Consider the following 13,534-nt stretch of genomic DNA (forward strand, 5'->3'; position numbering starts at 1 on the left):
ATGTTGCGCAAACTGCTTATCGGAACGGCTCTGGCGACGGCCTTTGCTTTCTCGGCCCATGCCGAGGACGTCAAGGAAGTGCAGATGCTGCATTGGTGGACGTCGGGCGGCGAAGCGGCTGCTCTCAACGTCCTCAAGGGCGACCTTGCCAAGGAAGGCTATGCCTGGAAGGACGTGCCGGTGGCCGGTGGTGGCGGCGACGCCGCCATGACTGCGCTGAAGGCGATGGTCGCGGCCGGCAATTACCCGACCGCGTCGCAGATGCTCGGCTACACCGTGCTCGACTATGCGGCGGCCGGCGTCATGGGCGACCTGACCGAGACGGCGAAGAAGGAAGGCTGGGACAAGTCGGTTCCGGCAGCCCTGCAGAAGTTCTCCGTCTATGACGGCAAGTGGGTCGCTGCTCCAGTCAACGTCCACTCCGTCAACTGGCTGTGGATCAACAAGGCGGTGATGGACAAGATCGGCGGCACCGAGCCAAAGACCTTCGACGACTTCGTCGCCCTGCTCGACAAAGCCAAGGCGGCTGGCGTCATTCCGCTCGCCCTTGGCGGCCAGAACTGGCAGGAAGCCACCATGTTCGACTCGGTTGTGCTGTCGACCGGCGGACCTGAGTTCTACAAGAAGGCCTTCAACGACCTCGACGACGAGTCCCTCAAGTCGGACACGATGAAGAAGTCGTTCGACAACCTCGCCAAGCTCGTCACCTATGTCGACCCGAACTTCTCGGGCCGCGACTGGAACCTTGCCACCGCCATGGTCATCAAGGGCGATGCCCTGGTGCAGGTGATGGGTGACTGGGCCAAGGGCGAGTTCAACGCCGCCAAGAAAACGCCGGGCACCGACTTCCTGTGCTATCGCTTCCCGGGCACGGAAGGCTCGGTGGTCTACAACTCCGACATGTTCGGCATGTTCAACGTTCCGGAGGACCGCAAGGCCGCCCAGGTCGCGTTGGCTACCGCCACCCTGTCGAAGAGCTTCCAGTCGGCCTTCAACGTCGTCAAGGGTTCGGTTCCCGCCCGTACCGACGTTCCGGACACCGACTTCGACGCGTGCGGCAAGAAGGGCATCGCCGACCTGAAGGCTGCCAACGAAGGCGGCACACTGTTCGGCTCGCTTGCCCAGGGCTATGGCGCGCCTCCGGCGGTCGCCAATGCCTACAAGGACGTCGTTTCGAAGTTCGTCCACGGTCAGATCAAGACCTCGGACGAAGCCGTGACCGAACTGGTCAAGGCAATCGACGACGCCAAGTAAGCGCTGGCCAGAAACACACCTTCCCCGCTTCGGCGGGGAAGGTGTCACCTAAGGATTGGCCAGCTGGCGCAATTCCAGGAAAAGTGTGAGCGGTTTTCCGGCCGGAATTGCGTAAAAGAAAGAGTTAGAGAGGTTCGCCGTTTCCGTGAAACGGTGAAAGCACTCTTGAACACCATGCCGACCAGAGACCCGTATGCACGGGGCCGCCTTGCCGCCTGACGGCAGAGCACGGACGACCCGAACGGGAGGAGCCTCATGAGCAGTGTAGCGACGACCCAGATCAAGCTGACACCCGAGCGGTCTCGCCCCTCCGTGCGCGCGCGACTGCAGGACGCGCTGCCGAAGATCGTGCTGGCGCCGAGCTTCGCCATCACCATCGTCTTCGTCTATGGCTTCATCCTGTGGACAGTCTATCTGTCCTTCACCAATTCCAAGACCTTCCCGTCCTATGTCATTACCGGACCACGCGCGTATCTACGGCTGTGGGGCTGGACGTTCGACTCCGACCCGCCATCGAGCTGGTACACGTCGATCGTCAATATGGGCATTTTTGGCTTTCTCTACATCGCCATCTGCCTGGCGCTCGGCCTGTTCCTGGCCATCCTGCTCGACCAGAAGATTCGCGGCGAAGGCGTGTTGCGGCCGATCTATCTCTACCCGATGGCGCTGTCCTTCATCGTCACCGGCGTCGCCTGGAAATGGTTCCTCGACCCCGGCCTCGGTCTTGAGCAGACCTTGCATCAGTGGGGCTGGACGAGCTTCCATTTCGACTGGATCAAGAACAAGGATTTCGTCATCTACACGGTGGTCATTGCCGGCGTCTGGCAGGCCTCCGGCTTCATCATGGCGATGTTCCTGGCCGGCCTGCGTGGCATTGACGGCGAGATCATGAAGGCGGCGCAGATCGACGGTGCCACCACCTTCCAGCTCTACCGCCGCATCGTCATTCCGCTGCTGCGGCCAATCTTCCTGTCGGCCTTCATCGTGCTCGCGCACCTTGCCATCAAGTCCTACGATCTCGTGGTGGCGCTGACCAGCGGCGGCCCCGGTGGCTCGGCCTGGCTGCCGTCCAACTTCATGTATGAGTACACCTTCAAGCGCAACGAAATGGCCGTCGGCTCGGCCAGTGCCGTGATCATGCTGATGACCATCGTTGCCATCATCGTGCCTTATCTCTATTCGGAACTCAGGGAGAAGCCGCGATGAGCGCTGTCGCCACCCCTGCCCGCCCCGCTGCTTCCCAAAAGGCCTCCGGCGGCATGAGCACCAAGACCCTCAACCGCATCGTCATCTACGGGCTTCTGGCGCTGTTTGCGCTGTTTTATCTGATGCCGCTGTTCGTCATGCTGGTGACCTCGTTCAAGACCATGGACGAGATCCAGAACGGCAACATGCTGGCGTTGCCCACGGCGCCGACCTTCGACCCGTGGCTGAAGGCCTGGGGCGAGACCTGCGTCGGCCTCACCTGCGCCGGCATCAAGGGCTATTTCTGGAACTCGATCAAGATGGTGGTTCCAGCCGTACTGATCTCGACCATGCTCGGCGCGCTCAACGGCTACGTCTTGACCAAATGGCGTTTTCGCGGCGCCACGCTGGTGTTCGGGCTGATGCTGTTTGCCTGCTTCATTCCGTTCCAGTCGGTGCTGCTGCCGATGGCGACCATCCTCGGCAGCCTGGGACGTTTCGGCGTGAAGCTGCAGAATGCGACGGGTACGAGTTTCGGTCTCGGCAATCCGACGGTCAACCTGGTCTTCGTCCATGTCGTCTACGGCATCGGCTTCACTACACTGTTTTTCCGCAACTATTACGAGGCATTCCCGAACGAGCTGATCAAGGCCGCACAGGTCGACGGCGCCTCCTTCTTCCAGATCTTCCGCCGCATCATGCTGCCGAACTCGATGCCGATCTTCGTCGTCACCGTCATCTACCAGTTCACCAACATCTGGAACGACTTCCTGTTCGCTTCGGCTTACGCCGGCACAGGCGACTCCATGCCGATGACGGTGGCGCTCAACAACGTCGTCAACACCTCGACCGGCGTCGTCGAATACAACGTCAACATGGCGGCCGCGATGATCGCGGCTCTGCCCACCCTGATCGTCTATGTCGTCGCCGGCCGCTATTTCGTGCGCGGGCTGATGGCTGGCGCGGTCAAGGGCTGATCAATTCGGAAGGAACGACCATGGCTTTTCTGGAAATTGATGGGCTGAAGAAGCGCTTCGGGAATGTCGAGATCCTGAAGGGCATCGATGTCGAGCTCGAAAAGGGCGGCTTCCTGGTGCTGGTCGGCCCGTCCGGCTGCGGCAAGTCCACCTTGCTCAACACGATTGCCGGCCTGGAGCAGATCACCGAGGGCGAAATCCGCGTCGACGGCCGCGCCATCAACGATCTGCACCCATCCAAGCGCGACATCGCCATGGTGTTCCAGAGCTATGCGCTCTATCCGAACATGACGGTGGCCGGAAACATCTCCTTCGGCATGGAGATGCGCGGCGTGCCGGCCGACGAACGCCAAAAGGCGATCGACAAGGTGGCCAAGGTCCTGCAGATCGGCCACCTCCTGCAGCGCAAGCCGAGCCAGCTTTCCGGCGGCCAGCGCCAGCGCGTCGCCATGGGCCGGGCGCTGGTGCGCGACCCCAAGCTGTTCCTGTTCGACGAGCCTTTGTCCAACCTCGACGCCAAATTGCGCGTTGACATGCGCATCGAGATCAAGCGCCTGCATGCCACCACCGGCACAACCATCGTCTACGTCACCCACGACCAGATCGAGGCGATGACGCTGGCTACCAAGATCGCCGTCATGCGCGACGGCGAGGTGCAGCAGTTCGGCACCCCGGCCGAGATCTACAACAACCCGACCAATTTGTTCGTCGCCGACTTCATGGGTTCGCCAGCGATGAACCTGATCCCGGCGACCATTGCCACGTCGGGCAATGCGCTGTCCGTCGTGTTGGAGCGCGAGGCGCGCGAGCCGATCACGCTGCCGATGGCCAACGCGCCGGCGGGTCTTTCGGCATTCCAGGGCAAGCCGATCATCTTCGGCGTGCGCCCGGAAGCGCTGACCGATCCGGAAGGCGCGGAACGCAACGCCTCCAACATTGCCACTGCCGACCTGCACATCGAAGTGGTCGAGCCGGCAGGGTCCGACACGTTCGCGGTGACCAATCTCGGCGGCAAGGGCGTGGTGGCGCGGTTGCGGGCCGACGCCAACATCCAGCCGGGCACCAGCACGCCGCTCGCCTTCAACCTGACCAAGGCCGTGTTCTTCGATCCGGCGACCGAACACCGCATCCGCTGATCGAGATGGTCAGCCCCGATATCGTCATCATCGGCTCCGGCATCGGCGGCGCTACGATCGCTTCCGGCCTGGCCGGCAGCGGCGCCTCGGTCCTGATGCTGGAGCGCGGCGAGCCCTTGCCGGCAACGCCGCATGCCCGCGACACGCGCTCCATCTTCGTCGATGGCCACTACCGTCCGAAGGAGATGTGGCGCGAGCCCGGCGGCGGCGCCTTCAACCCCGGCAATTACTACTATGTCGGCGGCAATTCGAAATTCTACGGCGCGGTGCTGATCCGCTACCGCAAAGAGGATTTCGCCGCCATGGAGCACTTCGGTGGCGTCTCGCCGGCATGGCCGTTTTCCTACGATGAATTCGAGCCCTGGTATTCGAAAGCCGAGCAGCTGTTTCGCGTCCGCGGTTCACTCGGCGAGGACCCGACCGAACCGTTCCACTCCATCCCCTATGCCTTCAAGCCGGTGCCCGACGAGGCGCCGATTGCGCGCGCCCGCGCCGAGCTGAAGGGACTGGGCCTGCACCCCGCCTCGCTGCCGCTCGGCGTCGACATCGACACCTGGCTGAAAGAGGGCAAGACCGGCTGGGACGCATTCCCCAACACCGCCCAGGGCAAGGTCGATGCGCAGACCGGACCGCTGACGGCGGCACTCAAGGACAGCAATATCCGGCTCGAAACCGGCTGCCATGTCGAATATCTCGAAGCGTCGTCCGACGGCAAAAGCATCGCTGCCGTTCACTACCGTCAGAATGGCGAGCTGAAGAAAGTCGCGCCGAAGCTGGTCATCCTGTCCGCCGGCGCGGTCAATTCCGCCGTCATCCTGCTGCGCTCGCCTTCACCAGATGGCAAAGGCCTCGCCAACAGCTCCGACCAGGTCGGCCGCAATTTCATGAACCATAATTCGAGCGCCATGCTGGCGATCGATCCGCGCCGCAGGAACGACAGCGTCTACCAGAAGACGCTTATGCTGAATGACTACTATCTCTCCGACGGCAAAGGCGGCAAGCCGCTCGGCAACGTCCAACTGCTCGGCAAGATCGACGGCAACATGTTGAAGGCCAACGTCAAACGCGTGCCGAAATTCGCGCTCGATTACATGGCCGGTCGCGCCGTCGACTGGTATCTGATGTGCGAGGATCTGCCCGATCCGGAAAGCCGCATCATGGTCGACGGCAAGGACATCGTCATGCAATGGCGGCGCTCCAACATGCAGTCGCTGGACGGGCTGACCAAGGTGATGCGTGAGAACTTCCGCGCCTGCGGTTATCCCATCGTGCTGTCGCGTCCCTTCGACAAGCGCACGCCCTCGCACCAGTGCGGCACGGTGAAAATGGGCGATGACCCGGCGACGTCGCCGCTCGACCCTTTCTGCCGCGCCTTCGACCACCCGAACCTGTTCGTTGTCGACGCCAGTTTTTTGCCGAACTCTGCCGCCGTGAATCCGGCGCTGTCGATTGCGGCACAGGCGCTCCGCGTGGCCGAGCATATTCGCCGGACGGACCTCGCGGCATGACCCGCCCCGCAGCAATCGTCACCGGCGGTGCGCGCGGCATTGGGCTCGCCTGCGCCGAGGCGCTGGCCGGGGCCGGCTTCGACATTTTGATCGCCGACCTTGCCGAACAAGCGCCGGACGAACTGGCCGCCAACATCACCGCACGGGGTGCGGAGTTCGCCTATGTCCATTGTGATATCGCCAACCTCGAGGATCACACGGCCCTCGTCGACGCCGCCATACGTGCCTTCAGCCGCATCGACTGCCTCGTCAACAATGCCGGCATCGGCGCCGTGGTGCGCGGCGATCTGCTGGAGCTGAAGCCCGAGAATTTCGACCGTGCGCTGGACGTCAATCTGCGCGGCACAGTCTTCCTTAGCCAGGCCGTCGCCAAGGCGATGCTGGCGGCTCCCAGCAATCATCCGCGCTCGATCATCACCATCACCTCGGTCAGCGCCGATATGGCCTCGCCGGAACGCGCCGACTACTGCATCTCGAAAGCCGGCCTTTCGATGTGGGTGAAGAACCTGGCGCTACGGCTTGCGCCGGAAAACATCGGCGTGTTCGAACTGCGGCCGGGCATCATTCGCACCGACATGACCGCGAGCGTATCAGCTAAATACGACGCGCTTATCGACAGCGGCCTGGTGCCGGCAAAACGCTGGGGCGAAGCATCGGACATCGGCGCCGTGGTGGCGACGCTTGCCGCCGGCAAGCTCGGCTTTTCCACAGGCTCGATTATCAATGTCGACGGCGCGCTCTCCGTGCCTCGACTGTAGGTGGATAGAGTTATGACCGACTACATCATCGTAGGTGCCGGCCCGGCCGGCTGCGTTCTGGCCAACCGGCTGAGCGAGGATCCAGCGAATTCCGTGCTGCTGCTCGAGGCCGGCGGCAAGGACTGGCACCCCTACATCCACATGCCGGCGGGCTTTGCCAAGATGACCAAGGGCATCGCTTCCTGGGGCTGGTCGACTGTGCCGCAGAGGCACATGCAGGACCGCGTCTTCTGGTATACGCAGGCGAAGGTGGTCGGCGGCGGCTCGTCCATCAATGCCCAGATATACACGCGCGGCAACGCTCGCGACTACGACGCATGGGAGAAGGAAGAGGGCCTCGCGGGCTGGGGCTATCGCGACGTGCTGCCCTATTTCAAGCGCGCCGAGAACAACCAGCGCTTCGCCAACGATTTTCACGGCGACCAGGGGCCGCTCGGCGTGTCGAACCCGATTTCGCCGCTGCCGATTTGCGAGGCCTATTTCCGCGCCGGCCAAGAGATGGGCATCCCCTTCAACCCGGATTTCAACGGCGCTAGCCAGGAAGGCGTCGGCTACTACCAGCTGACCCAAAAGGACGCCCGGCGCTCATCCGCTTCGGTCGCCTATTTGAAGCCCATCCGCGCCCGCAAGAACCTGACGGTCCGAACCGATGTGCTGGTCACCCGCATCGTCGTCGAGAAAGGCCGCGCCATTGGCGTCGAGATCGTCGACAAACCCGGCGGCGAGAAGACCATCATGCGCGCCGAGCGCGAAGTGATCGTCTCGTCCGGCGCCATCGGTTCGCCGAAGCTGTTGATGCAGTCGGGCATCGGCCCGGCTGATCACCTGAAATCGGTCGGCGTGACGCCGGTGCATGATCTGCCCGGTGTCGGCTCCAACATGCAGGACCATCTCGATTTGTTCGTTATCGCCGAATGCACCGGCGACCACACCTATGACAACTACGCCAAGCTGCACCGCACCGCGTGGGCCGGCTTGCAGTATCTGCTGCTGAAGAAAGGGCCGGTCGCCTCCAGCCTGTTCGAGACCGGCGGCTTCTGGTACGCCGATCCGACCGCCGCCTCGCCCGACATCCAGTTTCATCTGGGACTCGGCTCCGGCATCGAGGCCGGCGTCGAGAGGTTGAAGAACCCCGGCGTGACCTTGAACTCGGCCTTCCTGCGCCCGCGCTCGCGCGGCACGGTGCGGCTGAGCAGCGCCGACCCGGCCGACCACCCGCTGATCGATCCCAACTATTGGTCGGACCCTTATGACCGCGCCATGTCGATCAAGGGCCTCAGGCTTGCGCGCGAGATCATGCGGCAGAAGGCGCTTGCACCTTACGTGTTGCGCGAGGTGCTGCCCGGACCATCGCTCGCCAGCGATGACGAGCTGATCGACTATGCCTGCCGCACCGCCAAGACCGACCATCACCCTGTGGGCACTTGCCGCATGGGCCATGACGATATGGCGGTGGTCACACCGGACCTGCGCCTGCGCGGCATCGAGGGCCTGCGCGTCTGCGATGCCTCGGTGATGCCGCGCGTGCCTTCCTCCAACACCAATGCGCCGACCATCATGGTCGGCGAAAAAGGCGCCGACATCATCCTCGGCCGCGAGCCGCTGCCGCCGGCGGTGTTCTCCGGCAATCGGGCCGCATAGCCACTTAGGAGAACCACCAATGATCAGACACTGCGTCTTCGTACGCTTCCGCGGCGATGTGCCCGCCACCGAGCGCACGGCAATCCACGCCGATCTCGAAGCACTGCGCTCCGTTGTCGACGGCATGGACACGGTCCATTTCAGCGTCAATGTCAGCCCGGAGCCGTTCGCGCGCGGCTTCAGCCATGCCTTCACCATCGACTTCCGCGATGCCGCCGACCGCGACGCCTATCTCGTGCATGAAGCGCATCAGCGCGCCGGCGCCCGATTGGTCGCAGCGCTCGAAGGCGGCACCGACGGGCTGATGGTGTTCGATCTCGACATTACGAAAAAGTGACCGCGCTTCTTTCGAAAGCCGGCTGACGCCTGTTCTCTTTTGCGCCCCAAGGAACATATCGTTCTCCGGGGGCGCTTAGGAGGAACGTCGTGGCTCTCACCGCGCAGCAGAAGAAAACCGTCCTCGCCTCCTTCCTCGGCTGGACGCTCGACGCTTTTGATTTCTTCCTTCTGACCTTCCTGCTCACCGATATCGCAGCCGAATTCAACACCGACGTCCCGGCAGTCTCCAAGGCGTTGTTCCTGACGCTGGCGACACGCTTCATCGGCGCCTTCTTCTTCGGCAGGCTGGCCGACAAATATGGGCGCAAGCCCATTCTGATGCTCAACATCGTCAGCTATTCGGTGATCGGCGCGCTGGCTGCCTTCTCGCCCAATCTCGGCATTTTCCTCGCGCTGCGCGCTCTGTTCGGCATCGCCATGGGCGGCGAATGGGGGTTGGGCAGTTCGCTCGCCATGGAGTCCATTCCGCCCAGTGCCCGCGGCATGGTCTCGGGCATCCTGCAATGCGGCTATCCCACCGGCTACCTTCTGGCGGCCGTGGTTTACGGCGTGCTCTACCAGCAGACGATCGGTGGTTACACGATCGGCTGGCGCGCCATGTTCCTGCTCTCCTTCCTGCCGGCACTGATCGTGCTCTTCATCCGCTCGCATGTGCCGGAATCGCCGGCCTTCGTCGAGGCGCAGAAATCCGTCAGACCTGGCCTTCTTGAAACGCTGCAGAAGCACTGGGGCGTCGCCGTCTATGCGGTCGTGCTGATGATGTTCTTCAATTTCTTCAGCCACGGCACGCAGGACCTCTACCCGACCTTCCTCAAGAAGCAGCATGGCTTCGACCCGCACACGGTGAGCTGGATCACCATCGTCGCCAATATCGGCGCCATCGTCGGCGGGTTGGCGTTCGGCGCACTGTCGGAGAAGATCGGCCGCGTCAACGCGATAACGCTCGCCTGCCTGATTGCCTTGCCCTCGATTCCGCTCTGGGCCTTCAGCTCGACACCGTTCATGCTGGCCATCGGCGCCTTCGTCATGCAGGTCGCGGTGCAGGGCGCCTGGGGAGTCATCCCGGTGCATCTTAACGAGCTGTCGCCCGGCGCCGTGCGGGCAACCTTGCCCGGCTTCATCTACCAGGCCGGCAATCTCGCGGCGTCCTATGGCGGTCCCTACCAGGCCGGCATCGCCGAGGCGTCTGGAGGCAGCTATGGCTACGCGCTGGCGCTGTTTGCCGGCGTGGTCGCCGTCTGCATCATCCTCGTCATCCGCTTCAGTCCGGAACGGCGCGGACAGGTGATGACGGTGCTCGGCTGAAGTATCAGAATCTCAGCCCAGCCTGAGGGCCACGACACCGGCGACGATGCTGAGCGCGGCGGCGCCGCGCCAGCCTGTCATCTTCTCGCCGAGCGCGAAAACCGAGATCATCATGGCAAACAGGATCGACGTCTCGCGCAACGACGCCACCGAGGCGATCGGCGCCTTGGTCATCGCCCACATGACGATCCAGTAGGCCGCGCCGCTGAGCACGCCGGTGAACAGGCCTGCCTTCCAGTCACGCGCCAGCACGGGCAGCGCCTTGGGCCCGCGAAAGATGAGGCACAGCACCAGCGCCCACGTGGCATCGCAGATGAACAGCCATGCGGCATAGCTCGTTGCCGTTGCGGCCAGCCGCGCGCCGCTGCCGTCGGAGAGCGTATAGCTGGATATGAAGATCGAAGTGCCGAGCGCAAAGCCGACCGCCCGCACATTGATCCGCTCCAGATGCGCGCCGCCGCGAAACGACATCACCAGCGTGCCGGCCGACAGCAGCAGGATGCCGAGGATGGCGAACGGCGCCGGCATCTCCTGCACCACGACAACGCCGCCGAGGGCGGTCAAAAGCGGCGCCGTGCCGCGCGCCAGCGGATAGGTCTGGGCGAAATCGCCGGCCTTGTAGGCGCCGATCAGGAAGGTCCGGTAGCCCATGTGAAAGAGCACCGAGGCGATGATAAAGGGCCATACCGCGGCCTTTGGAAACTCGACGAAGGGCAGCACGAACAGTGCGGCAAAACCCATGCCCAGCGTCATCAGCGTGATCGACAGGAAGCGATCGAGATGCACCTTGACCAGCGCGTTCCAGATCGCGTGCATGGCGGCGGCGGCAAGCACCGCGAAGAAGACGAAAAGCGTCATCGAGGGCTCACCGATCTCCCGAGCTCAAAGGCGTTTCGAGATCGATATCGATCCGGACCGGAAAATGGTCTGAAGCGATCTCGCCTATATCGGCACTGACCGAGCGCACACGGTCGGCGAACATACCGCCGACGAAGCAATGGTCGAGCCGGCGTTTTGCCACTTTCCTGTCGATCGTTTTCACATGGGTGTGGTAATCGGCAGCCGGCTCGCTAGCGACGGCAGCGGCATCAACAAAGCCGTCGAGATAGGCCGCCCCGCGATGATAGGGCGTGCTGCCGACGATGCGGCTGTATTCGGCGCTGCCAGGCTCCATGTTGAAATCGCCCATCCAGATCGCCGCCGTCGGGTTCTCCGGCTCGGCCTCGCCGCTGGTCCAGTTGCGCGAAGGCTCATCGTCCGCGCCGCTCCACGGGCCGCCCTCGGACGGCGCGCGGCGATGCTCGGCCAAGAGATAGTCGATCTGCTCCAGACGCTCCTCCGCCGCGATATGGGCGAGATGCAGCGACAGGACCCTTACCGGTCCAGCCGGCGTGCGGATCATGCATTCGAGCGCGGCGTTGCGCGTGTTGAGCGGCCGCAGCGTGCGGCGCATGGGCAGCGCGTGCAGCCGCGACCAGGCGATCGGCAGCTTCGACAGCAGCATGGTGCCGAACTGGCGGCGGCGGTTGACGACCCGGCCGTCGCGCTGCTCACTGGCGTCCATGTCGAAGGCCGGGCCATAGACCCAGTAATAGCTAGGCAGCAGCTTGGACAGGACCTCCGGCTGGTCGTCCTCATTGGTGCGCTGCCAATGCCGCTCGACCTCCTGCAGCGCGATGATATCGGCGCCGTCGACCAGCTTGGTGCAGCGCGAAAGATCGTACCGGCCATCGCCGCCGAACCCGTACTGGATGTTGTAGCTGACCAGCTTCATTGCTTATCCGGCTGAATTTCGCTTTGGCAGTAGCGGTTCGGCAGACGGGTTGCAATGTACCGGCACGACGGCGGAACTGGGCCAGCGTCTATGATGTGGTCAGCGGCTGGAACCGGCCCGCCGGCGATGCCGCCAGTTCGGCCCAGTCGATCTCTTCCTCCAGCCGGTGGTAGGCTTCGTCGCCGATCGTGCCGTTGCTGCGCAACTCCTCGAGCGTGTCGCGCTGGCGGTTGATGGCATAGAGGCGCAGCCGGTCGTATTCGGTCGCGGCCTGAGCGTCCTCCGGGTTTTCCGCAATCAGGCGCTGCGCTTCATACTGTTCGCGCACGACGGCGGCGGCCGCAGATGTCTTGCGGCTCAGCACGTCCAGTGCTGCCTGCATGATGGCGACGCGCGCCTGCGCCACCTCATTGTCGACGGTTCTATCGGGGTCGAAGTTGATCCAGCGCAGCAGCGGCTTCAGCGTCATGCCTTGCAGCACCAGCGTGCCCAGCACCACCGCGAAGGCGGCAAGCACGATCGGGTCGCGGCCGGGAAAATCGGCCGGCAGCGCAATGGCCACCACCAGCGTCACCAACCCACGCATGCCGCACCAGCCGACAATGACGGCGCCGCCGAACGTCGGCAATTCCCGCCTTGCCTCTTGGCTGCCGAAGCGGGCAAGCCACCGGATGATCGCGACGTAACTCGCCACCCAGACAAGGCGCGCGACGATAACGACGACCAGCACCGTTGCGGCGAAAAGGAATGCTTCGCCTTGCCCGTCGCCGGCCAGCCTGCCAACGATCGTGCGTGCCTGCAGGCCCATCAGCACGAAAGCCAGCACGTTGAGCACGAACACCGCCGACTCCCAGACCGAATAGGTGCTGACGCGGCGTCTCGCCGACGACTGGCGCGGCGCCCTGCGCGCAATGGTCATGGCATAGACGACGATGGTGATGATGGCGGAAAGGCCGAGCCTGTCGGCGATGATCCACACGGCGAAGGTTCCGGCAAACTGCACCACCGTGCTGCTCGCCGCATCCTCGATGCGGCCGAGCGCCAGCAGCGAGACGCGGCCAAACAGATAGCCCGCGATCACACTGCCGATCGTTGCCAGCAGGATCACCGGAACGGCGTTGCTGAGCATGATCGTGCCAAGCGCGGCCGAAACCGCCAGCCGGTAGATCAGCAGCGCCGTGGCATCGTTGAGCAGGCTCTCGCCCTGCAGGATGGCGGTGATGCGGTGCGGTACCTTGAACTGGCTGAGCACGGCGGATGCGGCCACCGCATCCGGTGGCGCGACGATGGCGCCAAGCGCGATTGCCGCCGCGATCGGCAGGCCGGCCATCTTCCAGCCGACCAAGGCAACCACCACGGTGGTGAAGACCACGGCGCCCAGCGCGAGCAACGCGAGCGACAGCCGGTAGCGCTTGAGGTCGCGCAGCGACGTGTCATAGGCGGCGTCGAGAAGCACCGGCGCGATGAACAGGGCAAGCGCCAGCTCCGGATCGATCTCGATCGTCGGCGCACCGGGTACGAAGGCAATCGCGACGCCGGCCAGAGCCAGCAGGGACGGATAGGGAATTTCCAGCCGCCGCGACAGCGCCGTCAGCGCGACGGCAGCCAGAAGCAGGATGAGGGTAAGTTCGAATAGCGCCATGGCCCATCGTAGCGG

At 63.8% G+C, this 13,534-nt stretch carries 12 protein-coding genes; 9 read left to right on the forward strand and 3 right to left on the reverse strand.

Going from position 1 to position 13,534, the window contains the following annotated elements:
• The 9 genes from ACYG9Z_RS08420 (at position 1) to ACYG9Z_RS08460 (ending at position 10,103) form a co-directional block, all read left to right on the forward strand.
• Positions 1-1,254, forward strand: a complete 1,254-nt coding sequence (locus tag ACYG9Z_RS08420; protein ID WP_031243986.1) for an ABC transporter substrate-binding protein — start codon at positions 1-3, stop codon at positions 1,252-1,254.
• Between the two features lie 255 nt (positions 1,255-1,509).
• The gene (locus ACYG9Z_RS08425) at positions 1,510-2,460 is read left to right on the forward strand and encodes a carbohydrate ABC transporter permease (RefSeq protein WP_023671182.1); all 951 of its coding nucleotides are present in this window, start codon (positions 1,510-1,512) and stop codon (positions 2,458-2,460) included.
• On the forward strand, positions 2,457-3,416 hold the full coding sequence (locus ACYG9Z_RS08430) for a carbohydrate ABC transporter permease (protein WP_023671181.1): 960 nt from the start codon (positions 2,457-2,459) through the stop codon (positions 3,414-3,416). Before ACYG9Z_RS08425 ends, ACYG9Z_RS08430 begins: the two co-directional genes overlap by 4 nt.
• Positions 3,417-3,436: 20 nt before the next feature.
• Positions 3,437-4,552 carry an ABC transporter ATP-binding protein gene (locus ACYG9Z_RS08435; RefSeq protein WP_023671180.1) on the forward strand — a complete coding sequence of 372 codons (1,116 nt, stop codon included), beginning with the start codon at positions 3,437-3,439 and terminating at the stop codon, positions 4,550-4,552.
• A gap of 5 nt (positions 4,553-4,557) precedes the next feature.
• Positions 4,558-6,060, forward strand: a complete 1,503-nt coding sequence (locus ACYG9Z_RS08440; RefSeq protein ID WP_023751347.1) for a GMC oxidoreductase — start codon at positions 4,558-4,560, stop codon at positions 6,058-6,060.
• Positions 6,057-6,818: a 3-ketoacyl-ACP reductase gene (locus ACYG9Z_RS08445; protein ID WP_023725201.1), complete on the forward strand. Its 762-nt coding sequence runs from the start codon at positions 6,057-6,059 to the stop codon at positions 6,816-6,818. Before ACYG9Z_RS08440 ends, ACYG9Z_RS08445 begins: the two co-directional genes overlap by 4 nt.
• Before the next feature lie 12 nt (positions 6,819-6,830).
• Entirely contained in the window at positions 6,831-8,459 is a 1,629-nt protein-coding gene (locus tag ACYG9Z_RS08450; protein WP_023691834.1) for a GMC family oxidoreductase, read from the forward strand.
• A 19-nt stretch (positions 8,460-8,478) separates the two neighbouring features.
• Entirely contained in the window at positions 8,479-8,796 is a 318-nt protein-coding gene (locus tag ACYG9Z_RS08455; protein WP_023725202.1) for a Dabb family protein, read from the forward strand.
• An 89-nt stretch (positions 8,797-8,885) separates the two neighbouring features.
• Positions 8,886-10,103: an MFS transporter gene (locus ACYG9Z_RS08460; protein ID WP_023725203.1), complete on the forward strand. Its 1,218-nt coding sequence runs from the start codon at positions 8,886-8,888 to the stop codon at positions 10,101-10,103.
• A gap of 12 nt (positions 10,104-10,115) precedes the next feature.
• Here the strand turns inward: ACYG9Z_RS08460 and ACYG9Z_RS08465 are convergent, their stop codons facing one another.
• The 3 genes from ACYG9Z_RS08465 to ACYG9Z_RS08475 form a co-directional block, all read right to left on the reverse strand.
• Positions 10,116-10,961 carry an EamA family transporter gene (locus ACYG9Z_RS08465; protein WP_023683217.1) on the reverse strand — a complete coding sequence of 282 codons (846 nt, stop codon included), beginning with the start codon at positions 10,959-10,961 and terminating at the stop codon, positions 10,116-10,118.
• Between the two features lie 7 nt (positions 10,962-10,968).
• Positions 10,969-11,877, reverse strand: a complete 909-nt coding sequence (locus ACYG9Z_RS08470) for an endonuclease/exonuclease/phosphatase family protein (RefSeq protein ID WP_023751348.1) — start codon at positions 11,875-11,877, stop codon at positions 10,969-10,971.
• Positions 11,878-11,965: 88 nt separating this feature from the next.
• Positions 11,966-13,519, reverse strand: coding sequence for a cation:proton antiporter (locus ACYG9Z_RS08475; RefSeq protein ID WP_023704038.1), 1,554 nt, complete (start codon positions 13,517-13,519; stop codon positions 11,966-11,968).
• Positions 13,520-13,534: the final 15 nt, after the last annotated feature.

The sequence above is a fragment of the Mesorhizobium sp. RSR380A genome (assembly GCF_054719385.1).